Below are 22,552 nucleotides of genomic sequence, written 5' to 3'. Positions count from 1 at the left end.
TAGGGTTCGCGCCCTTAAAAATCCGCCCGAGCGTTTTCGATGGTTGAAAATCGCTGAAAAAAGGTCCGGTCCAGCAGCGTCGCGGCCTACACGCCGGTTACCTCTTTCACACACAATTTACGCACAGGTTTATCCACAGGCAGTACGTTGCAATCGCCCCCCAAAACGCATTATCTTGTACCCCGGCGCTAAAAAACCCCTAGATGTAGGGTTTTGCGCGAAAAACCAAACACAAACCAGACACCAATTTCAAGCGCTTTTATTGCCTCTGTCCGGTTGAACCATACGTATTTTTGAAAGACCAAACCGCGCGTGCGGATGGCTACTGTATTTCGGCCCCGAGTGGTCAAAACGGTACGGGTGTTGCAGTCCCAACTGTCACCCTCAAAGGACTCCGGTCTCAGGCCCAAGGCGTGAGACCAAAGACTTCGGCATGGAAGCGGCGCCCTATAGCCCCCTTCCTACTGTCCCGAAGTTGTTATGCCCGGCGCTCGCCGGTTGTAGTGCTTCAGGACGGAACGGTGGGCACCGTGATGGTGCCCAAACAAACATAGAGAATGTGGAGACACCCCCCCATGCAAACCGACACAACTCGCGAGAACCCGCAGGGCACCTTGCCGCAGGCCGCTGATTCGAATTCGGATCTGTCCGCCACCGCGCCAGGCCAACTGCGTGTGATCAAGCGTAACGGCACTGTCGTTCCCTACACCGATGACAAAATCACCGTCGCCATCACCAAAGCGTTTCTCGCAGTTGAAGGCGGCACCGCCGCTGCCTCGTCGCGAATCCACGATACCGTTGCCCGCCTGACCGAACAGGTCACCGCGACCTTCAAGCGTCGCATGCCATCGGGCGGCACCATCCACATCGAAGAAATCCAGGACCAGGTCGAACTGGCCCTGATGCGTGCCGGCGAGCAGAAAGTCGCCCGCGACTACGTAATTTACCGTGACGGTCGTTCGAAAGAACGCGCTGCCCACGCCCCGGCCGAGGAAGCGGTCAACGCTCACCCGTCGATCCGCATCACCCGCGCCGACGGCAGCCTGGCGCCACTGGACATGGGTCGCCTGAACACCATCGTCACCGAAGCGTGCGAAGGCCTGGAAGAAGTCGACGGCGACCTGATCCAGCGCGAAACCCTGAAGAACCTGTACGACGGCGTGGCCCTGACCGACGTCAACACCGCCCTGGTAATGACTGCCCGCACCCTGGTTGAACGCGAGCCGAACTACTCGTTCGTGACCGCGCGCCTGCTGATGGACACCCTGCGTGCCGAAGGCCTGGGCTTCCTCGGTGTAGCCGAGAGCGCCACTCACCACGAGATGGTCGACCTGTACGCCAAGGCGCTGCCGGCCTACATCGCCAAAGGTATCGAATACGAGCTGCTGAACCCTGAGCTGGCCAATTTCGACCTGGAAAAACTCGGCAAGGCGATCAACCACGAGCGCGACCAGCAGTTCACCTACCTGGGCCTGCAAACCCTGTACGACCGTTACTTCATCCACAAGGACGGTATCCGTTTCGAACTGCCGCAGGTGTTCTTCATGCGCGTGGCCATGGGCCTGGCGATCGAAGAGAAAGACCGCGAAGCCCGTGCCATCGAGTTCTACAACCTGTTGTCGTCCTTCGACTACATGTCGTCGACCCCGACCCTGTTCAACGCCGGCACCCTGCGTCCACAGCTGTCGAGCTGCTACCTGACCACCGTGCCGGATGACCTGTCGGGCATCTACCACGCGATCCACGACAACGCCATGCTGTCCAAATTCGCCGGCGGCCTGGGCAACGACTGGACGCCAGTCCGTGCACTGGGTTCGTACATCAAGGGCACCAACGGCAAGTCCCAGGGCGTTGTACCGTTCCTCAAAGTAGTGAACGACACCGCCGTCGCCGTTAACCAGGGTGGCAAGCGCAAAGGCGCTGTCTGTGCCTACCTGGAAACCTGGCACATGGACATCGAAGAGTTCATCGAACTGCGCAAGAACACCGGTGATGATCGTCGTCGTACCCACGACATGAACACCGCCAACTGGATCCCTGACCTGTTCATGAAGCGTGTCTTCGATGATGGCAAGTGGACCCTGTTCTCGCCATCCGAAGTGCCGGATCTGCACGACCTGACCGGCAAGGCCTTCGAAGAGCGTTACGAGTACTACGAAGCCCTGACCGAGTACCCAGGCAAGGTCAAGCTGTTCAAGACCATCCAGGCCAAAGACCTGTGGCGCAAGATGCTGTCCATGCTGTTCGAAACCGGCCACCCATGGCTGACCTTCAAGGACCCGTGCAACCTGCGCAGCCCGCAGCAGCACGTGGGCGTGGTCCACAGCTCGAACCTGTGCACCGAGATCACCTTGAACACCAACAAGGACGAGATCGCCGTTTGCAACCTGGGCTCGATCAACCTGCCGAACCACATCGTCGACGGCAAGCTGGACACCGCCAAGCTGGAACGCACCGTGAACACTGCCGTGCGCATGCTCGATAACGTTATCGACATCAACTACTACTCGGTGCCGCAAGCGAAGAACTCCAACTTCAAGCACCGTCCGGTCGGCCTGGGCATCATGGGCTTCCAGGATGCGCTGTACCTGCAGCACATCCCTTACGGTTCCGACGCTGCCGTCGAGTTCGCCGACAAGTCGATGGAAGCGGTCAGCTACTACGCGATCCAGGCTTCCTGCGACCTGGCTGATGAGCGTGGCGCCTACGAGACCTTCCAGGGTTCGCTGTGGTCCAAAGGCATCCTGCCGCTGGATTCGCAACAAATCCTGATCGAAGCCCGTGGCCAGAAGTACATCGATGTCGACCTGAAGGAATCCCTGGACTGGGCACCGGTTCGCGCCCGTGTGCAGAAAGGTATCCGTAACTCCAACATCATGGCCATCGCACCGACCGCAACCATCGCCAACATTACTGGCGTATCGCAGTCGATCGAGCCGACCTACCAGAACCTGTATGTGAAATCGAACCTGTCGGGCGAATTCACCGTGATCAACCCGTACCTGGTTCGCGACCTGAAGGCTCGCGGTCTGTGGGACTCGGTCATGATCAACGACCTGAAGTACTACGACGGTTCGGTGCAGCAGATCGAGCGCATCCCGCAAGAACTCAAAGAGCTCTACGCGACTGCCTTCGAAGTGGACACCAAGTGGATCGTTGACGCCGCCAGCCGTCGTCAGAAGTGGATCGACCAGGCTCAGTCGCTGAACCTGTACATCGCTGGCGCTTCGGGCAAGAAACTGGACGTGACCTACCGCATGGCCTGGTACCGTGGCCTGAAAACCACTTACTACCTCCGTGCCCTGGCTGCGACCAGCACCGAGAAGTCGACCATCAACACCGGCAAGCTGAACGCGGTTTCCAGCGGCGGCAACCACGGTGACGACTCGGTCCTGGCGGCGCCTGCAGGTCCCGCTCCAGTGCCAAAGGCTTGCGCCATCGACGAGCCGGATTGCGAAGCTTGCCAATAAGCTGAGCCAGCAAGCACCCAAAGGTGCTTGCTCGAAACCCCCGATCAGCCTCTGGCGGGTCGGGGGTTTTCTTTTGCCTGTTCCTACAGGCTTTCGGCGAGCACAAAAAAGCCCTTCTTGCGAAGGGCTCCTTGTGCAGCATGTTCAGCCAACCAGCATCAAGTCATCTGAATGATGGTCTGCATGATGGTGCTCTGGGTGGAAATGGTCTTGGCGTTCGCCTGGTAGTTGCTCTGCGCCTTGATCAGGTCGACCAGTTCGTTGGTCAGATTGACGTTGGACTCTTCCAGGGAGTTGGAAACGATCGAACCCAGGGTGCCGGTCTCCGGCGCATCGTAGCCCGGGATACCCGACGCGTAGGTTTCTTTCCAGCTGGTGCCGCCTACCGGCTGCAGGCCTTGCTCGTTGGTGAAGCTGGCCAGGGAAATCTGACCGATCGGCTTGGTCTGGTTGTTGCTGAAGTTGGCCAGCAGCACACCGCTGCCATCGATGGTCAGGTTGGTGATCTGGCCGGTGGCGTAACCGTTCTGCGCCGGAATCGAACGCGCGGTGTCGGCATTGAACTGGGTAGTGTTGGCCATGGCGATGGTCAACCCTGCTGGATCGGCTGCGGCACCGTTGGCTGTCCAGACGCCATTGGTGACACTGCCCGGGGTCCAGTTGGTGATTTTCAGGTCACTGCTGATCACCGAAGTCGGTGGCGTGGTTGGTGGCGTCACTGGCGTGCTGACCGAAGTCAGTTTGCCGGTGGAATCGAACGACATGGTCGAAGCAACCGGCGCGGTAACAGTAGGATCACTGCCATCCGGATTGCGGCCATCGATCAGTGTGTAGGTGTCCCACGTGTTCGCTCCAGTCTTGACCATGTATTGATCCATGGTGTGCTGGTTACCCTGCGTATCGTAGATCGGGGTACTGAACGACTTGGTAAAAGTCTCGGTCTTGGACGGGTTGAACTTGTTCGCCGCAACCGTCTGGTCGATCACTGCCGACGTCGAGTTCAGGTTGATCGTCGACGACACGGTGCTGGTGGACTTCGGTGCCAGGTTGGACGTGTCAATCCGCAGGTCCGTCAGCACGCCATTGACGATCTTGCCGTTGGAGTCCACACCGTAACCTTGCAGGCGGGCAGTACCGTCGCTGTTGGTGACGTAGCCTTCCTTGTCGGTCTTGAACGTACCGGCACGGGTATAGGTCAGCGAGCCGTTGTTGCTCAGGACAAAGAAACCGTTGCCCTGGATACCCATATCGAGCACGTTGCCGGTGTTGCTCACGTCACCCTGGCCGAACTGCTGGGAAACGTTGGCCAGGCGCACACCGTTGCCGACGGTCTTGCTGCCGGTACCCAGGCGGGTCGCCGAGTACACGTCTTCGAATTCTGCACGGGACGATTTGAAACCGGTGGTCGCGACGTTGGCGATGTTGTTGCCGGTCACGTCCAGTTGTTTGTTGGCTGCATAGAGACCGCTAAGGCCGATATTAAAAGACATCATCCACTCCTTTATGCCGTGTTAGTCGGCTCTACATACCAATGGTTTGTACTTTGGACAGAGCAACGCTGCCCAGCCCGGCCAGATTGAGCATCAACTCACCGCCGGTCTGGCTGATGGTCACGCTGTTGACGGTCGCGGGCAGGTTGGTGATCAACGCAACGGACTGACCATCGATCGTGGTCGTGGCGCCGAAGGTATAGGTGCCTGCAGGTACGGTCTCACCCGCATCGTTCTTGCCGTCCCAGATGAAGCTGGCGTTGCCGGCCTTCTGTGAACCGAGGTCGATGGTGCGCACTGTCTTGCCGGCTGCGTCGGTGATCTTCAGGGTGGCAGACGCCACCGAAGACGGAACGACCACCGTGCCGCTGAGGCTCTTGGTGGTATCGACCACGGCCTTGTCGCCTGGAGCGATGACCGAACGCCCCACCAGCGACGACGCCTGCAAGGCCTGGGACGAGTTGTAGTTGCTGGCCAGGCCGGTCACCGTATCGTTGAGCGTGGTGATGCCTTCCAGGCTGCTGAATTGCGCCAGCTGGGCCACGAATTCGCCGTTGTCCTGGGGTTCCAGCGGGTTCTGGTTTTTCAACTGAGTAACCAGCAATTTCAGGAATGCATCCTTGCCCAGGGCCTTGTTGCCCGTGGCGCTGCCGGTTGCCGACGCGAGGCCGTCAGTCGTGGTGCTGGTCTTGATCGAGGAGTTGGCCAGGATATCGTTGAGGCTCAAACCACTGGTGGAATCGCTAACACTCATCTGAGTCGCCCCTTATCACTGACCGAGGGTCAGGACCTTCTGCATCATGGTTTTGGCGGTGTTCATCATTTCGGCGTTGGTCTGGAACGAACGGCTTGCGGAAATCATGTCGGCCATTTCCTCCACCACATTGACGTTCGGGTAGTAGACGTAACCCTTGGCATCGGCCGCCGGATGGTTCGGCTCGTAGCGCGCGTCAAGATTGCTCTGGTCTTCGACCACACCCAGCACCTGAACACCCTGACCGGCGGCGTCCTGGCTCTGGAACAGCGAATCGCTGCCGCCGCTCTGCCCGCCCTGGAACATGGTGGCGAATACCGGGTGACGCGCACGGTAGGTCTGGTCGATGCTCGACGAGACCGTTTCGGCGTTGGCGATGTTCGAAGCGACGGTGTTCAAACGCGTGGTCTGCGCACTCATGCCGCTACCGGCAATGTTGAAAACACTGGATAGAGACATGGCTTACTCTCCGCGCAGGGCTGATACCAGCCCTTTGAATTTGCTGTTGAGCAGGGTGAAGCTGGCCTGGAAGCCGATCGCGTTTTCCGCGTAGTTCGACTGCTCCAGCTGGGCGTCCACGGTGTTCTGGTCAATCGACGGTTGCATCGGCGTGCGATACAGCAACGACTCGTCGCCATTGCCCAGGCCTTCAGCCTCGATATGACGGCTGTTGGTCATGTTCAAGGCAAAAGTGCCGCTTTTGGTTTTCTCGTTCTGCTCGGCGAGCACTTTCGAGAAGTCCAGGTCCCGAGCCTTGTAGTTCGGGGTATCGGCGTTGGCGATGTTGTTGGCCAGGACTTCGGCACGCTGGGCTCGGAAGCCCAGGGCTTGTTCGTGGATACCGAGCGCTTTATCGAAGCTGATGCTCATGTCGGGAAACCTTCGGGTGACCTGATTTTTCGTAGAATCAACTTAGCAAGCCCCATGCCAATTCAGAAAACCCCGGAAACCGGGGCCTTGCAGGCCATGGCGACACGGCAATGACAGAAAAGCGGCAACGGTTTTCCGCCGGATGCCGCTTTTCTGCCGCCTCCTCACCCTTTTCAGAACACCGCCGCCCCTGTGGGAGCGAGCTTGCTCGCGATTGCGGTGTGTCAGGGAAAGTTGAACTCGACTGTCAGGACGCTATCGCGAGCAAGCTCGCTCCCACAGGGGCCAGCAGCGTTTGCAAGAAATCAGCACACAAAAAACGGGAGCCTATAAGGACTCCCGTTTTCGATGACGCCGGCAAATTCACTTCGCCTGGTAAATGATCCCCGGGCTGCACTGGACCATCTGGTAATGATCCGGCAAACCGTTCAACGCTTCGGAAGCACCGAGAAACAGGTAACCGCCTGGCTTCAATGTGCTGTGGATGCGCAGCAGGATGTCCTTCTTCACCTCGGCGGAGAAGTAGATCAACACATTGCGGCAAAACACGATGTCGAACTTGCCGAGGCTCGCGTAGCTGTCCAGCAGGTTGAAGGAACGGAATTCCACCCGGCTCTTGATCGGCGCCTTGATCGCCCAGCGCCCCGGCCCTTTCGGGTCGAAATAACGCTGCAGGCGCTCAGGCGACAAGCCGCGGCCGATGGCCAGACTGTCGTACTCGCCGGTCTTGCAGTTGTTCAGCATGGTACCGGACAGGTCGGTGGCAACAATCTGTACACCCATCCTCAACTGGCCCATGTTGACCCGCTCGAACTCGTCGATGGACATCGACAGCGAATACGGTTCCTGGCCCGACGAGCATGCTGCCGACCAGATGCGCAGGCGCTGACCGGGACTGGCCTTGATCGCTTCGGGCAGTACCTTGTTCTTCAAGACTTCAAACGGGTAGGTGTCACGAAACCACAGGGTTTCGTTAGTGGTCATGGCATCCACCACCTGCTCGCGCAAACCGCTGCGCGGCTGGGTCTGCATGCGCTGAACCAGTTCCCCCAAAGACTTGATGCCTTGCTGTTCCATCAGTTTGTTGAGACGGCTGGAGACCAGGTACTGCTTGTTTTCACCGAGCAAAATGCCACAGGCTTTTTCCAGAAATACCCGGAACTGTTCGAAATCCAAATTACCCGTAGACAATGATGCCGCCTCTTAAATCGTGTTGACTGCCAGGGGTGCGAACCCCTAGCTGATATCTGCTGCTTTGATCCGGTCGACTACCCGGGATGCCAGGTCATCAGGACGGAACTTGGCCAGGAAGTCATCGGCACCGACCTTCTTGACCATCGCCTGATTGAATACCCCCGACAACGAAGTATGCAGGATGATATGAAGCTTTTGCATGCGCGGGTCGTTGCGGATTTCCGCCGTCAGGGTGTACCCGTCCATCTCCGGCATCTCGATGTCGGAGATCATCATCAGGAACTCTTCTTCCGGCTTCTTGCCCTCGTCGACCAGTTTGCGCAGGTAGTCCAGCGCTTGCCGACCGTCGTTCAACGCCACCACTTCCACGCCGACCGTTTGCAGGCAGCGCGTGACCTGCTTGCGCGCCACCGACGAGTCGTCGACCGTCAGCACGCGCAACGAAAGCGCCTTGTGCTGGGTTTCGACATCCACCACACCCACGGAAATCGCTTCCGGCGTCGGCGCCACTTCCGCCAGCACCTTCTCGACGTCGATGATTTCGACCAACTGATTGTCGACCCGCGTCACCGCCGTCAGGTAGTGATCGCGCCCGGTGCCCTTGGGCGGCGGATGGATCTCCTCCCAGTTCATGTTGACGATGCGTTCCACCGAGCGGACCAGGAAACCCTGGGTCTTGGTGTTGTACTCCGTGATGATCACGAAGGGGCTGTTCTTGTCTTTCAACGCGCCGGAACCAGTCGCCATCGCCAGATCAAGGATCGGAATGGTCGCCCCCCGGATGTTCGCCACACCGCACACGACAGGACTGGATTTGGGCATCAGCGTCAGTTTGGGGCATTGCAGCACCTCCCGAACCTTGAACACGTTGATCCCGTACAGTTGCTGGCCGTCGAGACGGAACAACAACAACTCAAGGCGATTCTGCCCCACCAGTTGCGTGCGCTGGTTTACCGAATCCATTACACCAGCCATGCCAGACTCCTACGCCAACGCCAAGTGTTGTTGCGACGCGCCTTCATCACTAAACGGCACGGCGCTTGCTTTTTTAATCGTTATGAACACAAAACCGACATTTTTTCGACGCCTGACCACACCGTACCGCAAATTGCTCGGCGTGCTGGCGGCTGTTTGCCTGTTCAACGCTGGCAGCCCTGCCCTTGCTGACGCGGTTACCTTGCCTGACATGCTTATCGGCGTCACTCAGGGCTTTCTTGAATTCACCGTAGAAGACTATCTGGCGACCAGTCAAACGGAGGGTCGCTACGAGATCCAGGTCAACCAGCTCGATCCGCGCATGCACATGCCCATGTGCGACAGGGAATTGACAGCAACACTCGAGAGTCCCAAGCCGCTGGGACGGGTTACGGTCAAGGTTCGCTGCGAGGGCGCTTCCCCCTGGACGGTGTTCGTACCCGCTCAAGTCCGCCTGTTTCGCGATGTCGTGACCAGCGCCCGGCCACTGCGCCGTGCCGCCATTGTCGAGCCTGGGGATGTGGTCCTGCGCGAGCGCGATATCAGCCTCATCAGCCAGGGCTACCTGACCGCCCTCGATCAGGCGATCGGGCAGCGACTGACCCGACCAATGGTCGCCGACCAGGTGATTACCCTGGTGCATATCGAACAGGCCGAAGTCATCCGCAAGGGTGATCAGGTGGTGATAACCGCCCGCAGCGGTACCCTCAGCGTGCGCATGCCGGGCGAAGCCCTGTCAAACGGCAGCCTGAGCGAGCAGATCCGGGTGAAAAACCTCAATTCCCAACGAGTCATCAAGGCGCAGGTCATGGCGCCGGGGCAGGTGGAAGTGTCCATGTAATTCGCTCTGTTCATCAGAATGTGGCGCTTGCCGCGGCTGTTCCCTAGACTGTGCTCCATGCAGGGCATGCGCTGACGCGCGCAAGGTTCATTGATAAATGAGCCTAAAGTTTTCCAGGGAATGGCCGAAACCATGGCAAGCGTCCAAATTCCCAGAGGTTTTTTATCATGGTCATCGATTTCAGCCGTTTGAACAGCTCCTCGTCCCTGACGGGCAGTACACGTACCAGCGCCAGCAAGGAAAGTGCCGAGGCCGGCAAATCCGCGCCGCTGGAGTCCGCGGCCGAACAGGCCGGTACCGTCAAAAGCGGGGAATCGGTACATCTCAGCGATGAGGCTCAACAGTTGCAGAAGGTCACTGAACAGCTGCGCGATCAGCCTGCCGTCGACAAAGCCCGCGTGGCCGAATTGAAAGCAGCGATTGCCGATGGCAGCTATAAAGTCGACAGCAACCGTGTAGCCAGCAAACTGCTCAACTTCGAAGCCCAGCGCTAGGCCACCGCCGGCGCCAGGCTTTTGGACGCTTAAAACCCAAGGCCAGCCATGCACGACACTCATTTACTGCAACTGATCACCGACGACTTTGCCCCAGCGCAACACCTGCTGGAGTTACTGCAGACCGAATCCCTCGCATTGCATGGCCGCGACATGCCATTGCTCGAGAACATCCTGGCGCAGAAACAGGCATTGGTCGTTTTGCTCGAACAGCATGGCCGCAAGCGCAGTGAAATCCTTGCCAATCTCAACCTGCCGACCAACCGTGGCGGTCTGGAGCAATTGGCCAGCCAGTCGAGCATTGGCGAGCAGTTGCTGGCGCAAAGTGACGTGCTGACCGATCTCCTGGCCCAGTGCCAGGCCATCAACGCCAACAACGGCCAGTCGATCCTCACTCAACAGGCCGCTACAGCCACCCAGCTGAAAATCCTCAACGGCGGTGAAACCCCGGCGCTTTACGATGCCAGCGGAACATTCTCCAAGCTTGCCAAGCCGCGCCCGCTCAGTCAGGCATGAGCCGGTCAATGCCCCCGCTCTATCAAGACGCGCAACATACTGGCAAACTGATAGCCAGTCGTAGTCAAATTTTGTCTGGAGATTGATTAAACGTGTCCAATGCCTTATCCGTGGATGATGCTCCGCAGCCACCCAAGGTGCTCTCCACGCCCTTGGAAATCTCCAGCAACCTGCGCCAGTTGCTCGAAAGCCATGACCCGCTGATCATCACGTTCCACGAGCGCAGCCAGCGCTTCCAGAGCTACCTGGTGGACCTGGACCGTGACAGCAACATGATTGCCCTGGACGAAATGATTCCCCGTGACGGCGAGCGCTACCTGCTGGCGGGCGAGTCGTTCAGGGTCGAAGGCTTCCACGAAGGCGTACGCATTGCCTGGGAAAGCAACGGCCAGTTGAACATCGACGAATCCGGTGGCAGCCGCTGCTATCGCGGCCCACTGCCCGATGAAGTGGTGTACCACCAGCGCCGCAATGCCTTCCGCGCCGCGTTGAAGCTGGCACAATTGGTCAACGTCAACCTCGACGGCGAAAAACTCAAGGCGCCCATCAGCGGCAAGCTGCTGGATATTTCCGCCACCGGGTGCAAACTGCGCTTCGACGGCGACATCACCGGCAGCCTGCAACTGGGTCAGGTTTACGACCGTTTCAACGCCGACCTGCCCTTCGGCAAGATGACCGCACCGGTCGAGTTGCGTTATCTGCACTTCGAAGAAAGGATTTCCACCACCTTCGCCGGCGTTCGCTTCCACAACATGAGCGGGCTGGTGCAACGTCAGGTCGAACGCTTCGTCTACCAGTTGCAACGCGAAGCGCGTCGCTTCGACAAAGACGACATCTGATAGCGCATCAACAAAAAACGGGCAGTCCCTTGCGGTGACTGCCCGTTTTTTTGTGCCCCGGTTTTAAGGCCTGGCCTCGCTGAAGTTAGGGTCCCGCCCTGTATCAGGGTCTTGCGGCGGCTGATCGGTTTCAGTTTCGGTGACAGGTTCTGATTCAGGCTCTGGCCCGGTACTCACCGGACTGTGCATCTGATCCTGCACCACTTGCTCGTCAACACGCGGGTCGAGGCAGGCCACCAGTGGCGAACTCGTCATATTGTCCGGCATGGCCACGTGATGCAGCGGTGCGTCGTCGACCTGATGCAGGTTGGTCACTGCTTTCGGGCGAATCCGCCATACCAGCACCAACGCAAAGAAACTGAAGAACGCATAGAGCATCTGGCTGCCGAACAGTTTCATCAGCACACCTGCCACCAGTGGCCCGATACTCGCACCCACGCCATAGGTAACCAGCAACATCGCCGTCAGGGACACCCGGCGATCACCTTCGACGTGGTCATTGGAGAACGCCACCGCCAACGGATACAGGCAGAACTGCACCAGCGAACAGAGGAACCCGGCGATGAACAATACCTCCAGCGGCACCTGCGGCATGATCGCCAGCGGCAGTGCAGCCAGTGCCAGGCTGAACGCGAAACTGCGGATCAGCACGGCGCGATCGTAGCGGTCGGACAACCAGCCCAACGGCCACTGCACCAGCAGCCCGGCAAAAATGCAGCTACCCATGAACAGACCGACCTGCTCGGTGGACAACCCTTGCTGCGAGGCATACAGCGGCGCCAGACCGTAGAACGAACCGACGATCAGGCCCGCTCCGAGCACCGTGCTCAGTGACTGCGGCACGCGCTTGATAAAGAACCGTGGCTCCATCGGTGCCGGGTGCAAGGGTGCCGGGTGAATGCGCCGGGTCAGGGCCACGGGTACCAGGCATAGCGCGAAGCACAGGGCGACCAACATCAGCAATTCAAGCCCCAGCCCTGGGTGCATGACCAGAATCAACTGCCCCAGCACCAACCCCAGGTACGAAGCGATCATGTAGCCGCTGAAGACCATGCCACGCTGATTGGCATCGGCCTGTTCATTGAGCCAGCTCTCGATCACCATGTACTGGCACATCATGCCGAGGCCGACGATCACCCGCAAAAACAGCCAGGCCGGCAACCAGTCCACCAGGCCATGGCCGAGCACCGCCGCGCCAACGATCCCGGCACAGGCCGAATAGGCCCGGATATGCCCGACCCGGGCAATCAACCGGTGACCGATCTTGCCCCCCAGCACCAGGCCGAAATAGTTGGCAGCCATCAGCGCACCGACCCACAGACTGTCGACATGGTCGGCAGCCAGGCGCAACGCCAGGTAAGTACTCAACAGACCCGAGCCGATCAACATCATCAGCGAGGCGAAATACAATGCTCGAAAGGATTTCCAGATTTGGCGCATCGGCGTTCCGAGCGGCTCCTTGCAGTGAGAATCGGCTATCGCTAAACGATAGCCGGATGTCGACGGAACGTCAGGCCTGGGCTGCTAAAACACGCCTTTCCCAGGGAGTAATTTCATCATGGAAACTGGTCAGTTCCAGGGTCTTCGAAGCGATGTAGCCTTCGATGAATTCCGCGCCGAACAGTTCCTTGGCCAACTGGCTACGTTTCAGACGCTCGAGTGCCGCATGCAAGGTACACGGCAACGAAAGATTGTCCGGCACCTCGAACTCACCCTGGATCGGCGCGCTCGGCTCCAATGTCTTCTCGATGCCATGCAACCCCGCCGCCAGGCTTGCGGCAATCGCCAGATACGGGTTGGCATCGGCCCCCGGCAAGCGGTTCTCGACCCGACGGGCCACCGGCAAACTGGCCGGAATGCGCAGGCCGGCCGCCCGGTTGTCGTAGGACCAACAGGCATTATTCGGTGAGGCGTAAGGGTGGCACAAGCGCTGATAGGAGTTCACGTTCGGCGCAAACAACGCAGTGAAATCGGCCATGCACGTTTGCTGACCGGCAATGAAGTGGCGGAAGGTGGCCGTCTCCTGCCCCGCCTCGTCGCTGAACACGTTACGCCCGGAATCGATCTCGACCACGCTCTGATGGATATGCATCGAACTGCCCGGCGTATGCGCCAACGGCTTGGCCATGCACACCACGCTCAGGCCGTGCTTGAGGGACACTTCCTTGAGCAGGTGCTTGAACAGGAATGTCTGATCGGCCAGCAACAGCGGATCACCGTGCAGCAGATTGATCTCGAACTGGCTGACACCCATTTCGTGCATGAAGGTATCGCGAGGCAACCCCAACGCAGCCATGCACTCGTAGACTTCATTGAAGAACGGCCGCAAGCCGTTGTTGGAACTGACGCTGAACGCCGACTGACCATCTTCGCGGCGACCGTCCAGCCCCAGTGGCGGTTGAAAAGCCAGGGTCGGATCGGTGTTGGGTGCGAAGACAAAAAACTCGAGCTCGGTCGCCACCACAGGCGCCAGGCCGCGGGCCGCGTAACGGGCAATCACCGCCTTGAGCTGACCACGGGTCGACAGGTTGGAGCTGGTGGTGGTGCCCAGTTCATCCGCATCGCAAATGGCCAAGGCCCGCGGTGGATGGCTCCAGGGCAAGCGGTGGATTTGTGCAGGGTCCGGGATCAGCGCCAGGTCGCCATCATCGCTGCCGTAAAACCGTGCCGGCGGATATCCGCCCATGATGCATTGCAGCAGCACGCCCCGCGCCATCTGCAAACGTCGACCGTCGAGAAACCCCTCGGAGGTCATCACTTTGCCCCGTGGTACGCCATTCAAATCCGGCGTGACACATTCAACTTGATCAATGCCCGTCAATCGCTGCGCGAGTGAACTCAGGCCAACGGTCGTCATGACGCTATCCTTGTTATTGTGCGGGCCGCGAACGGCGACCGTACAAAATAGGCTCCACGTGTTCGGAATTTCAAGCAGCGTCGAAAAAAATGCTGTCTGTCAGGGCAGGTAAAGGTGGAACACCCCACCGCCCAACGGCCCGCCATTGCTGATTTCGGTACGTCCACCCACGCCGTTGCGCTGATGCAGCGCGGCAATTCGCCCGGCAAAGTACAGGCCCAGCCCGGTGCTACCGGTGCTTTGATTGATACCCTGCACGTAATCGACCTGACGTTCGATCATCTGCGCCGGATACCCCTCGCCATCGTCATTGATGGTCAACACCAGTTGTCCGGCTTCGTCGCTGACGCTGATCAAAACGGCATGCCGTGCAAAGCGAATGGCGTTGTTGATGCAGTTGGCCAATACCGACGCGATCAACTCACGGTCGAAGAAACCCAGCGGGCTCAGCGGGTCCACTTCATAGGTGGCGATGATCCCGCGGCTGGCGAACACCTCCTGATGACAAGCCAGTTGCGCTTCGATGAAATCGTCCAGTTCATGGTAGGCCGGTTGCAGCGGCATCTGATTGACGCCGAGCTTGTACAGCCCCAGCAACTGCACGAGCATGCCGTTGAGGTGGGCGAATTCGAAGTCGATCACACCCTGCTCCGGCGCCTGCCGCGCCGACTCCGGCAATCGCCCCAGCCACTGGCTGTGGGCCTGCATCAGCATGGCCAGCGAGTTCTTCATGTCGTGCACGGTCGAGGCGATCACCGTGGAGAAATCCAGTGCCGGTTCGTTGTCGTTCATTGGCCAAACGCCTTGCTTTTCAGCTTCTGGTAACGCGGATAACGCGCGTCGGTGTCGGGCATCAGGCCGACCAATTTCAGGCAAACCTGGCACTCCTCCAGCTCTGCCGAGGGAACGCTGGTATCGGTGCCATGCAACAACGACTGCGCCATGTTCAGGGCGATACTGATGTTCTTCGGTTGCATCGCCAGGGCCCTGCGAAATACCTGCCGGGCCTCCACCAGGTTGCCGGTCTTGTACACGCGCACGCCCTGACGGTTGAGTTCCGCGGCGGCGTTGCCGGAATTGAGGATGCTCGGGTCGTCGGTCTGCTTGGCGATGTCCTTCATGACCACCGGATCGTCGCCGTAGATTTCCACGCAGTTTTTCAGCATCGCGGTACCGGCCTCTGTCTGCCCGAGCAGTTTCAGTTGCTTGGCCACCAGCAACGCCGCTTCGGCGCTCATGAATTGCTCCATGCCGTCCAGACGCAGCAAGGCTTGCTCGGTAAGCTTGTCGGCCGTCTCGGCGTCGTTGAGCAACAGGCTGGTGGCCTTCATCAGGCGCGCGCGGATTTGCAGGCCCGGATCGGAAGGGTTTTCCTTGGCCACGGCACTCAATGTGGTGTTGATTTCCAGACGGGTCCGCGTGTCCAGGCCCCGTTCGCTGCCCTTGCTGATCAATGCATGGGCCAGGCCGAGGTTGCTCTCGGCATCCTTGAACCGCGACTGGGCGCCCTGGCTCACGGCCTGGCGATAGGCCTTGGCCGCCGTGTCGAAGTCCTCGTTGGTCATCGCCAGCTTACCGAGCAACGCCTGGCGACGCACCGCCAGCGGCGACAGGCGAATCGCCTCTTCCAGGACGCGCTGCGCCCCCTTAGTGTCCCCTTCGGCGACCAATACATCCGCCATGCCGTCATACAGCGACGGCATCATCGGGAAGACTTTCAGGGCTCTCTCATAAATGCCCTTGGCCTGCCCGACCTGACCGCGCTTGAACAGCAACTTGCCCAACCCGGCAAACGCCCATGGCAACGGGCGGTCGGCGATGATGCCGTCATAGAGGCGCTCCAGCGCTTCGTTCTGATTCAGATCGCGCAGGGCATCGGCGCGATAGCGCAGGCACAACGGCGAGTAACGAATATCTTGTTTGCACAGGGCGATACAGGCGTTGAGCACCTCCATCGGCTTGCCCCGGTCGAGGGCCTGCAGGATCGGCTTGAGCAGAGTCTTGCGCTGCTCCAGGCGCTCCAGGCGCTGGGCCAGGCTGGAACGATTGAACGGCTTGGTCAGGTAGGCATCGGGCTCATGCTCCAATGCACTGAGCACCATGGCCTGGCTGGTTTCGGCGGTGACCATGACGAATACCGCCTCATGGCTGATCAGCTTTTCTTCCATCAGGTCTTCGAGCACCTGCTGGCCGTTCTTCTTGCCGTCACCCAGGTGAAAGTCCTGCAGGATGAAGTCGTAGGCCTTCTGCGAGCACATTTTCAGCGCCTGCTCACCGGTATCGGCAGTGTCCACTTCCTTGACGCCCAGTTCGCGCAACATCGACCTGACCGAACTGCGGAAGTCCGAGAAATCATCGACGATCAGAAAACGCTTTTGGTGATACGACAGCATCGAAGATTTCCAGGCAATTTAAGAAGAAGAACCCAAAGGCAAATACACGGACGGACTCAGCTTCGCAGCCCCTGTTTTGGCGCGCTGATGATAACTGGTAGCACTAGGCCATCAAACACCTTCTCATAGAGAGTGCGCCCCATGTCGACCGGAAGAGACGAACAAGTCCCTGACTGCCCGTGTTATCGGCCAGCCATGGCATTCCCTTGAGAACCTTCCCCCAACGCCCGTTCTGAATAGGTGTAGGCCTTACTGAAAACGAGACCTCGCGCACAAAAAAGTGCTGATACATGAACACCAGCGATACATGAACACCCGCAAATGCCGGTGGCTGACCAGCAGGCATCGCCGATAAATTGACTAAGCTGACATTAGCACTCCTAAGTGAACACCACTCGTCGATTAATTGACGAAGGCAATCAGGATCAGACCTTGGCAATTGGCCACCCATGGCGAGCCTAATACCTTGATTTTCGAGGCTTACTCCCTTCCTTGAGTACATCGCTCAGGCCTGTGCGCACCGGGCTTGTATCGAGGACTGACGGATGGACAGGTTGGCAGCGCTCCGGGCTGACCTAGAATCAGTTGAGAGGCGGGAGGGAGCACATCATCATGCGTAAACCACTGATAATTATTTGTATTGAACTTCTCTCCCGGGCTTTGCCTGCCTTCTGGAAAAGTTCGCCCCACGTGCCAGTGCTGTTGATGGAAATGGCCCCCGGGTCGCTGGTTGCCAATGCCTGGGCGGGCATCATCACGGCCTCCCGGCGTTCGAATCCATCCTTCAATCGCTGCGCCCCGGTGAGCAAGTTGCTGACCCGGGAAGGCCAGCGGGTGGAGGCCATCATTGGTTTTTCAAGGAGGTCAGGAAGATCATGACTGACCAAAAAGAGCCAATTGGCGTGATGTTGATCGATTGTCGCCCCCTCGTACTCAAGGGCCTTCACGACTTGATCAATGCCAGAATGCCCTGCATGGAAGTGACAGGACAGGCCACCACCTATACCCAGGCGCTGGATCTTGCCGATCAGCTGCGGCCCGATGTCATTTTTTTCAGTTTCTTTCCGGATGCGCTGAACCCTCTGGATGTCGTCGCGGGACTCACCCGTAGCGCCGAAATGAAAGTGCTGCTGCTCAAGGGCCTGTACGAAGTCGTCCCCGCTGCCCAGGCGATAGAGGCTGGCGCTCGCGGCATCGTGCTGGCGGAAGACCCGACGGAATCGATCATCCAGGCCATCCTCAAGGTCCACCATAGCGACATCGCAATGGATAGAGCCTGGGCTGGCGGCCTTTCCGGCTATGCCGCGTCCAGACATACACCCATGAAATGCAATCTGGAGCGGGCGAAACAGGCGCGGTTGACGCTGCGCGAGAGAGAACTGATTCGCGCCATCGTGGGCGAACCGTCCGCCAAATATGTGAGCATCGCCGGGCGCCTGGGGATCAGCGAGCACACCGTGCACAACCACCTCAGCAACATCTATCAAAAGCTAGATCTCATCAACCGCATCGACTTGTTGATGTATGCGCTCAAACACGGGCTCACCAACGAAGCACCAACCGAGTCCGCCTGGGTAGAACTGGATTGAATTTCAAGTCGATGCAAGACGGCCTCCCCCCACTTTTTTAAGGGTTAGGCCGTCACCGTTTCGCCGTCCTTTTCGGTGGCCAGGGACAGGGCTCTCGCAATACTGATGTCGTTTCCGGTAAATCCTGCCGCACCAACCTGTACCTACTCCCCCGCGCACTCCCAGACGGGATGGGAGATTCAGACTACGTGGGAGAGGAGACGGAAAGGCGCGAAGGCAGAGTTGAAGGCTTCGATAAATCCAAGGCGCCTGAACTTGCAGAACTTTATCTACAAGTCGTGAAAAGGAAGCGTTGAAACAGGCGGGGGGAGCTGAAAAATATGGTGTCCCAGGGCAGGTTCGAACTGCCAACCTTCCCCTTAGGAGGGGGATGCTCTATCCAATTGAGCTACTGAGACACAGGTTGACCGCGACGATACGCGGTGCGATGGACGGCGTGCATGTTAACGGCCGGGCTGGCTTTTGTCATGTCGTCCGTAGGCTTTTTAAGTGTAGGCAGACGCCTCGGCCGGGCGCGGACTTGTTTACCATGCAAATTGCATCACTGCAAAAAGCCATCATTGCAAAATGCAATATGGCGCTTTACCAAAAATAACTTAATTCATTGTTTTTAAAGAATTTAATTGTCGATAGACTCTGGCATGCGAGCTGCTTCTGCTGTTCTCACAGAACAACCGAGGTACGCCCCATGAAGAGCGCCCTTTCACTCTTGTCTGCAATCGCACTGGTGGTTTTAGCAGGCGTTCATTTTGTTCCCCAGAGCAGCGCTACGCAGGTTGCCCAACGTATGCCGCATTACCTTCAGTTGCAGAAGGCACCGCAGCTGGCAGTGACGAGCGACCGGCACAGCCTTGTCAGTCAGGAGATCGACCAGGAAAACATCCTGATGCCGGCTCCGTCTGCCGAACGTTTGGTATTTTGAATGACCTTTACCAGGAGCACAGCATGTCCAGATCAGCCGCGAGTTTCTTCACCCTCGCCTTGTTGAGCGGCATTTTCCATCTGTCATTGACCCAGGACATGGTCGTCACTCTCCCCCTGATCGCCTGTGGCGTATTCAGCACGCTGTTCGTGCTCGCATTGATCGCCGGGCGCAAGATCAAGTTCGATCCGGTACTGCGTTGATTCTGACATGGCAGACCCGCTGCAAGGGCCTGCCACCCATCTTGAATTCACTCCCCCTATACGACTTCCCCTAGTAAATCGGCAATTTGCCACTATCCTATAAAAGACAAGGAACAGGGTCCGAGTTCACTTTTTCCTGCCCGCCGGCAACCTTTCGTCGGGTGGAGAAAGCGATAAGCGATGCGGCCTGGTCGAACTTTTCAAACCAGTCCGCGTTTCTGATAATTGGTGCTGGCAGAACGCCTTTATTCGGTTCAATATTTGTCACATAATTGGCGCCAAGGATCTGGCTGCTTTGAGGCATGATGCGCGCCTCTATCAATTCAGGTTGAACATTTGGTCAGAGCGCTTGTCCTACCAGACATCCTGCGGCCAATCCCGAAAACCGCTCCCCTGAACTAACCGGTTAAATATATGCGCCCATTGAAACAGGCAATTTATTCCAGCCGTACGGCTGACAAGTTCGTCGTACGTCTGCCAGACGGAATGCGTGAACGCATTGCCGAGGTGGCTCGCAATCATCATCGCAGCATGAACTCCGAAATCATTGCGCGCCTTGAGCAGAGTCTTATTCAGGAAGGCGCACTGGGAGAAGAGTTGAGCATGCGCCTGGACAGCCCGGAGCTTTCCTTGCACGAACGGGAGTTGCTGCAGCGCTTCCGCCAGCTCTCCCATCGACAGCAGAACGCCCTTGTTTCGCTGATCGCCCATGACGCTGAAATGACCGCCGACGCTTCCTGATTCTGCCAGTAAGCCCAAGCCAGCCTGATCGCTGGCTTTTTTTTGCCTGAAATCCGGGCACAAAAAAACCCGCCAAAGACGGGTTTTCGATGAACAAGGCTTCAGAGCAGGAAGATTGTCGCCAGCCCCAGGAAGATGAAGAAGCCGCCGCTGTCGGTCATGGCCGTGATCATCACGCTGGCCCCCATCGCCGGGTCGCGCCCCATCTTCGCCAGGGTCATCGGGATCAAAACCCCCATCAACGCCGCCAGTAGCAAGTTAAGCGTCATCGCGGCGGTCATCACCACGCCCAAAGACCAACTGCCATAGAGCAGGTAGGCAACCACACCGATCACCCCGCCCCAGATCACGCCGTTGATCAGCGCTACCGCCAGTTCCTTGCGCATCAGGCGCGAGGTATTGCCGGTGCTCACCTGGTCCAGCGCCATGGCCCGAACAATCATGGTGATGGTCTGGTTACCCGAGTTACCACCGATCCCCGCCACGATCGGCATCAACGCCGCAAGCGCCACGAGCTTCTCGATCGAACCCTCAAACAAACCGATGACCCGAGAAGCCACGAACGCGGTAATCAGGTTGATCGCCAGCCAGGCCCAACGGTTACGCAGGGATTTCCAGACCGATGCAAAAATGTCTTCTTCTTCACGCAGACCCGCCATGTTGAGAACTTCGCTTTCGCTCTCTTCACGGATCAGGTCGACCATTTCATCGATGGTCAGACGGCCGATCAGCTTGCCGTTCTTGTCGACCACGGGTGCGGAGATCAAGTCATAACGCTCGAATGCCTGGGCGGCATCGTAGGCGTCTTCGTCCGGGTGGAAACTCACCGGATCGCTGGCCATCACCTCAGAAACCTGTTTGTCCGGATCGTTGACCAGCAAACGCTTGATCGGCAACACGCCCTTGAGCACGCCGTCGTAATCGACCACGAACAGTTTGTCGGTGTGGCCCGGCAACTCCTTGAGACGGCGCAGATAACGCAAGACCACTTCAAGGCTGACATCCTCGCGGATGGTCACCATCTCGAAGTCCATCAATGCACCGACCTGCTCCTCGTCATAGGACAAAGCCGAACGCACGCGCTCGCGTTGTTGCTGGTCGAGGGTCTCCATGAGCTCATGGACGACGTCTCGCGGCAGCTCGGAGGCCAGGTCAGCGAGTTCGTCGGCATCCATGTCCTTGGCGGCTGCCAGGAGCTCGTGATCGTCCATGTCGGCGATCAGTGATTCACGGACCGAATCGGATACTTCAAGAAGGATGTCGCCGTCGCGATCGGCCTTGACCAGTTGCCAGAGCGTCAGACGGTCGTCCAGCGGCAAGGCTTCAAGGATGTAGGCGACGTCGGCGGAGTGCAGGTCATCGAGCTTGCGTTGCAACTCGACGAGGTTCTGCCGGTGGACCAGGTTCTCGACCCGGTCATGATGCGGGCCTTCCTGGCGGTGAGTCAGGTCTTCTACAACTCGCTGGCGCTGCAGCAACTCAACCACCTGAGCCAGGCGATCCTGCAAGCTTTCCTGCGTTTTCTTTACTTCAACTTCGGACATAGGCGAACTCCACTCCCAGCAGCGGGGCACGCCGGAAGGATCAATCAGTCAATTCATGATTGGTGAAACGGGGTACTGAGTAACTACTGGGTAAGTCCATGGAGGTATTCCACAAGCCCCGGCGGGGCTGACGGGCGCAATGATACACCGCCTGACGGTTTTAAACGTTAAAAAATCTCGGCTGAAACAAGCGCTTGCACAACAAACCTGAGCATCGGCCTGATCCATGAAAATGCGACGACGTATTCCGAAAAGAAAACACACACCCCTTCGAAAATTGTAGCCGCTACCCTTGAAAAGGAACGTCACGGAGGACGCCTGATGCCATCAGTTGCTCAATTCTTTTTGGTTTTCACCCTGCTCAGCCCCCTGCCCTTGGCGGTCGCCACCACCGTTCAGCGCTGTGAGGCTGCCAATGGGCGCATTACCTTCACCACACTGGGTTGTGCCGCGGGAGAGAATGTTTCACTTCAGGACGCCCGTGCCTTTACACCTGGCAGCACGATGGCGCTTATGCCGCCAGCCGAGCCCCGCGAAACATCAGGTATGAAAATTCCAAGCAGAGAGCCGACCGTGGTCGGTCAGGCGCAGGACAAGTGTGGAAACCTGATCAATGCCAGGGAGCGCCGGGAGGCGATCATCAATCAGCGAGTGATCGCCGGCATGAGCCAGCAAGACGTCGAAAGCGCCCTCGGCAAGCCAGACAGGATCAGTATTCGAAATTCAGCCACGAGCTACCGCTACGACACCCTGCGAGGTCGTAGTGCACAGGTGGAGTTCGACGAGAGGGGATGCACGAAAGGAAAAGCCAAATCCCGGACGGCAAAAAGCCCGCATTAAATGCGGGCTTTCTGTTGTAT

At 58.4% G+C, this 22,552-nt stretch carries 23 protein-coding genes and 1 tRNA gene; 11 read left to right on the top strand and 13 right to left on the bottom strand.

Annotated features, from left to right (window positions below):
• Window positions 1–575: 575 nt before the first annotated feature.
• Window positions 576–3,470, top strand: a complete 2,895-nt coding sequence (locus AC1RS8_RS14850) for a ribonucleoside-diphosphate reductase subunit alpha (protein ID WP_057713635.1) — start codon at window positions 576–578, stop codon at window positions 3,468–3,470.
• Window positions 3,471–3,628: 158 nt separating this feature from the next.
• On the opposite strand, the gene flgE is transcribed toward AC1RS8_RS14850, so the two are convergent.
• From flgE to AC1RS8_RS14820, 6 genes are all read right to left on the bottom strand, one after another.
• The gene (gene flgE, locus AC1RS8_RS14845; protein WP_057713634.1) at window positions 3,629–4,960 is read right to left on the bottom strand and encodes a flagellar hook protein FlgE; all 1,332 of its coding nucleotides are present in this window, start codon (window positions 4,958–4,960) and stop codon (window positions 3,629–3,631) included.
• A 31-nt stretch (window positions 4,961–4,991) separates the two neighbouring features.
• The gene (gene flgD / locus AC1RS8_RS14840; protein WP_489339089.1) at window positions 4,992–5,714 is read right to left on the bottom strand and encodes a flagellar hook assembly protein FlgD; all 723 of its coding nucleotides are present in this window, start codon (window positions 5,712–5,714) and stop codon (window positions 4,992–4,994) included.
• A 15-nt stretch (window positions 5,715–5,729) separates the two neighbouring features.
• Window positions 5,730–6,173 carry a flagellar basal body rod protein FlgC gene (gene flgC / locus AC1RS8_RS14835; RefSeq protein ID WP_057713632.1) on the bottom strand — a complete coding sequence of 148 codons (444 nt, stop codon included), beginning with the start codon at window positions 6,171–6,173 and terminating at the stop codon, window positions 5,730–5,732.
• Window positions 6,174–6,176: 3 nt separating this feature from the next.
• Window positions 6,177–6,584 (bottom strand): flagellar basal body rod protein FlgB, encoded by a 408-nt coding sequence (flgB, locus tag AC1RS8_RS14830; RefSeq protein WP_008051530.1) that lies wholly within the window; start codon window positions 6,582–6,584, stop codon window positions 6,177–6,179.
• A 363-nt stretch (window positions 6,585–6,947) separates the two neighbouring features.
• Window positions 6,948–7,775: a protein-glutamate O-methyltransferase CheR gene (gene cheR, locus AC1RS8_RS14825; protein ID WP_007980127.1), complete on the bottom strand. Its 828-nt coding sequence runs from the start codon at window positions 7,773–7,775 to the stop codon at window positions 6,948–6,950.
• 45 nt (window positions 7,776–7,820) lie between these two features.
• On the bottom strand, window positions 7,821–8,753 hold the full coding sequence (locus tag AC1RS8_RS14820) for a chemotaxis protein CheV (protein ID WP_090457304.1): 933 nt from the start codon (window positions 8,751–8,753) through the stop codon (window positions 7,821–7,823).
• 82 nt (window positions 8,754–8,835) lie between these two features.
• Here AC1RS8_RS14820 and flgA point away from each other — a divergent pair, with 82 nt between their 5' ends.
• The 4 genes from flgA (at window position 8,836) to AC1RS8_RS14800 (ending at window position 11,443) form a co-directional block, all read left to right on the top strand.
• The gene (gene flgA, locus AC1RS8_RS14815; RefSeq protein WP_057713630.1) at window positions 8,836–9,594 is read left to right on the top strand and encodes a flagellar basal body P-ring formation chaperone FlgA; all 759 of its coding nucleotides are present in this window, start codon (window positions 8,836–8,838) and stop codon (window positions 9,592–9,594) included.
• Window positions 9,595–9,761: 167 nt separating this feature from the next.
• Window positions 9,762–10,088: a flagellar biosynthesis anti-sigma factor FlgM gene (flgM, locus tag AC1RS8_RS14810; protein WP_057713629.1), complete on the top strand. Its 327-nt coding sequence runs from the start codon at window positions 9,762–9,764 to the stop codon at window positions 10,086–10,088.
• Window positions 10,089–10,136: 48 nt separating this feature from the next.
• Window positions 10,137–10,604, top strand: coding sequence for a flagella synthesis protein FlgN (locus AC1RS8_RS14805; RefSeq protein WP_057713628.1), 468 nt, complete (start codon window positions 10,137–10,139; stop codon window positions 10,602–10,604).
• Between the two features lie 92 nt (window positions 10,605–10,696).
• Window positions 10,697–11,443 (top strand): flagellar brake protein, encoded by a 747-nt coding sequence (locus AC1RS8_RS14800; protein WP_057713627.1) that lies wholly within the window; start codon window positions 10,697–10,699, stop codon window positions 11,441–11,443.
• Window positions 11,444–11,506: 63 nt separating this feature from the next.
• On the opposite strand, the gene AC1RS8_RS14795 is transcribed toward AC1RS8_RS14800, so the two are convergent.
• The 4 genes from AC1RS8_RS14795 to AC1RS8_RS14780 form a co-directional block, all read right to left on the bottom strand.
• Window positions 11,507–12,883, bottom strand: coding sequence for an MFS transporter (locus AC1RS8_RS14795; RefSeq protein ID WP_102669972.1), 1,377 nt, complete (start codon window positions 12,881–12,883; stop codon window positions 11,507–11,509).
• A gap of 70 nt (window positions 12,884–12,953) precedes the next feature.
• Window positions 12,954–14,198, bottom strand: coding sequence for a glutamine synthetase family protein (locus AC1RS8_RS14790; RefSeq protein ID WP_489340641.1), 1,245 nt, complete (start codon window positions 14,196–14,198; stop codon window positions 12,954–12,956).
• A gap of 201 nt (window positions 14,199–14,399) precedes the next feature.
• On the bottom strand, window positions 14,400–15,092 hold the full coding sequence (locus AC1RS8_RS14785; protein WP_489339091.1) for a sensor histidine kinase: 693 nt from the start codon (window positions 15,090–15,092) through the stop codon (window positions 14,400–14,402).
• Complete coding sequence (locus AC1RS8_RS14780; RefSeq protein ID WP_489339092.1) at window positions 15,089–16,693, bottom strand: response regulator; 1,605 nt, start codon at window positions 16,691–16,693, stop codon at window positions 15,089–15,091. The genes AC1RS8_RS14785 and AC1RS8_RS14780 overlap by 4 nt, the downstream gene beginning before the upstream one ends.
• Window positions 16,694–17,305: 612 nt before the next feature.
• Between AC1RS8_RS14780 and AC1RS8_RS14775 the strand changes: the two genes are divergently transcribed.
• Together AC1RS8_RS14775 and AC1RS8_RS14770 are read left to right on the top strand one after the other, a co-directional pair.
• Window positions 17,306–17,572 (top strand): hypothetical protein, encoded by a 267-nt coding sequence (locus AC1RS8_RS14775; protein WP_489339093.1) that lies wholly within the window; start codon window positions 17,306–17,308, stop codon window positions 17,570–17,572.
• Window positions 17,569–18,282: a response regulator transcription factor gene (locus AC1RS8_RS14770; protein ID WP_057713621.1), complete on the top strand. Its 714-nt coding sequence runs from the start codon at window positions 17,569–17,571 to the stop codon at window positions 18,280–18,282. The genes AC1RS8_RS14775 and AC1RS8_RS14770 overlap by 4 nt, the downstream gene beginning before the upstream one ends.
• 321 nt (window positions 18,283–18,603) lie before the next feature.
• On the opposite strand, the gene AC1RS8_RS14765 is transcribed toward AC1RS8_RS14770, so the two are convergent.
• Window positions 18,604–18,680: transfer RNA gene (locus tag AC1RS8_RS14765), tRNA-Arg, on the bottom strand.
• A gap of 290 nt (window positions 18,681–18,970) precedes the next feature.
• On the opposite strand from AC1RS8_RS14765, the gene AC1RS8_RS14760 reads away from it, so the two are divergent.
• Window positions 18,971–19,204, top strand: coding sequence for a hypothetical protein (locus AC1RS8_RS14760; protein WP_057713620.1), 234 nt, complete (start codon window positions 18,971–18,973; stop codon window positions 19,202–19,204).
• Window positions 19,205–19,227: 23 nt separating this feature from the next.
• Entirely contained in the window at window positions 19,228–19,407 is a 180-nt protein-coding gene (locus AC1RS8_RS14755) for a PA3371 family protein (protein WP_057713619.1), read from the top strand.
• Window positions 19,408–19,504: 97 nt separating this feature from the next.
• Here the strand turns inward: AC1RS8_RS14755 and AC1RS8_RS14750 are convergent, their stop codons facing one another.
• A complete protein-coding gene (locus tag AC1RS8_RS14750; protein ID WP_079246716.1) occupies window positions 19,505–19,711 on the bottom strand; it encodes a hypothetical protein in 207 nt (68 codons plus the stop codon).
• Between the two features lie 110 nt (window positions 19,712–19,821).
• Between AC1RS8_RS14750 and AC1RS8_RS14745 the strand changes: the two genes are divergently transcribed.
• On the top strand, window positions 19,822–20,148 hold the full coding sequence (locus AC1RS8_RS14745) for an Arc family DNA-binding protein (protein WP_008066583.1): 327 nt from the start codon (window positions 19,822–19,824) through the stop codon (window positions 20,146–20,148).
• Window positions 20,149–20,249: 101 nt separating this feature from the next.
• Here AC1RS8_RS14745 and mgtE read toward each other — a convergent pair whose 3' ends face one another.
• A complete protein-coding gene (gene mgtE, locus AC1RS8_RS14740; RefSeq protein ID WP_007971042.1) occupies window positions 20,250–21,692 on the bottom strand; it encodes a magnesium transporter in 1,443 nt (480 codons plus the stop codon).
• A 321-nt stretch (window positions 21,693–22,013) separates the two neighbouring features.
• Between mgtE and AC1RS8_RS14735 the strand changes: the two genes are divergently transcribed.
• Window positions 22,014–22,532 carry a cell envelope protein SmpA gene (locus AC1RS8_RS14735; protein ID WP_090457327.1) on the top strand — a complete coding sequence of 173 codons (519 nt, stop codon included), beginning with the start codon at window positions 22,014–22,016 and terminating at the stop codon, window positions 22,530–22,532.
• Window positions 22,533–22,552: the final 20 nt, after the last annotated feature.

It is taken from the genome of Pseudomonas sp. GW821-FHT12A04, from assembly GCF_058807755.1.
This window is presented reverse-complemented; position numbering and strand designations above follow the sequence as displayed.

Excerpts from the sequence above, each read along its gene's own strand:
- AC1RS8_RS14850 (WP_057713635.1), top strand. The coding sequence starts at position 576 with ATGCAAACCGACACAACTCGCGAGAACCCGCAGGGCACCTTGCCGCAG.
- flgE (WP_057713634.1), bottom strand. The coding sequence starts at position 4,960 with ATGTCTTTTAATATCGGCCTTAGCGGTCTCTATGCAGCCAACAAACAA.
- flgD (WP_489339089.1), bottom strand. The coding sequence starts at position 5,714 with ATGAGTGTTAGCGATTCCACCAGTGGTTTGAGCCTCAACGATATCCTG.
- flgC (WP_057713632.1), bottom strand. The coding sequence starts at position 6,173 with ATGTCTCTATCCAGTGTTTTCAACATTGCCGGTAGCGGCATGAGTGCG.
- flgB (WP_008051530.1), bottom strand. The coding sequence starts at position 6,584 with ATGAGCATCAGCTTCGATAAAGCGCTCGGTATCCACGAACAAGCCCTG.
- AC1RS8_RS14820 (WP_090457304.1), bottom strand. The coding sequence starts at position 8,753 with ATGGCTGGTGTAATGGATTCGGTAAACCAGCGCACGCAACTGGTGGGG.
- flgA (WP_057713630.1), top strand. The coding sequence starts at position 8,836 with ATGAACACAAAACCGACATTTTTTCGACGCCTGACCACACCGTACCGC.
- flgM (WP_057713629.1), top strand. The coding sequence starts at position 9,762 with ATGGTCATCGATTTCAGCCGTTTGAACAGCTCCTCGTCCCTGACGGGC.
- AC1RS8_RS14805 (WP_057713628.1), top strand. The coding sequence starts at position 10,137 with ATGCACGACACTCATTTACTGCAACTGATCACCGACGACTTTGCCCCA.
- AC1RS8_RS14795 (WP_102669972.1), bottom strand. The coding sequence starts at position 12,883 with ATGCGCCAAATCTGGAAATCCTTTCGAGCATTGTATTTCGCCTCGCTG.
- AC1RS8_RS14790 (WP_489340641.1), bottom strand. The coding sequence starts at position 14,198 with ATGACCTCCGAGGGGTTTCTCGACGGTCGACGTTTGCAGATGGCGCGG.
- AC1RS8_RS14785 (WP_489339091.1), bottom strand. The coding sequence starts at position 15,092 with ATGAACGACAACGAACCGGCACTGGATTTCTCCACGGTGATCGCCTCG.
- AC1RS8_RS14780 (WP_489339092.1), bottom strand. The coding sequence starts at position 16,693 with ATGCTGTCGTATCACCAAAAGCGTTTTCTGATCGTCGATGATTTCTCG.
- AC1RS8_RS14775 (WP_489339093.1), top strand. The coding sequence starts at position 17,306 with ATGCGTAAACCACTGATAATTATTTGTATTGAACTTCTCTCCCGGGCT.
- AC1RS8_RS14770 (WP_057713621.1), top strand. The coding sequence starts at position 17,569 with ATGACTGACCAAAAAGAGCCAATTGGCGTGATGTTGATCGATTGTCGC.
- AC1RS8_RS14760 (WP_057713620.1), top strand. The coding sequence starts at position 18,971 with ATGAAGAGCGCCCTTTCACTCTTGTCTGCAATCGCACTGGTGGTTTTA.
- AC1RS8_RS14755 (WP_057713619.1), top strand. The coding sequence starts at position 19,228 with ATGTCCAGATCAGCCGCGAGTTTCTTCACCCTCGCCTTGTTGAGCGGC.
- AC1RS8_RS14750 (WP_079246716.1), bottom strand. The coding sequence starts at position 19,711 with ATGCCTCAAAGCAGCCAGATCCTTGGCGCCAATTATGTGACAAATATT.
- AC1RS8_RS14745 (WP_008066583.1), top strand. The coding sequence starts at position 19,822 with ATGCGCCCATTGAAACAGGCAATTTATTCCAGCCGTACGGCTGACAAG.
- mgtE (WP_007971042.1), bottom strand. The coding sequence starts at position 21,692 with ATGTCCGAAGTTGAAGTAAAGAAAACGCAGGAAAGCTTGCAGGATCGC.
- AC1RS8_RS14735 (WP_090457327.1), top strand. The coding sequence starts at position 22,014 with ATGCCATCAGTTGCTCAATTCTTTTTGGTTTTCACCCTGCTCAGCCCC.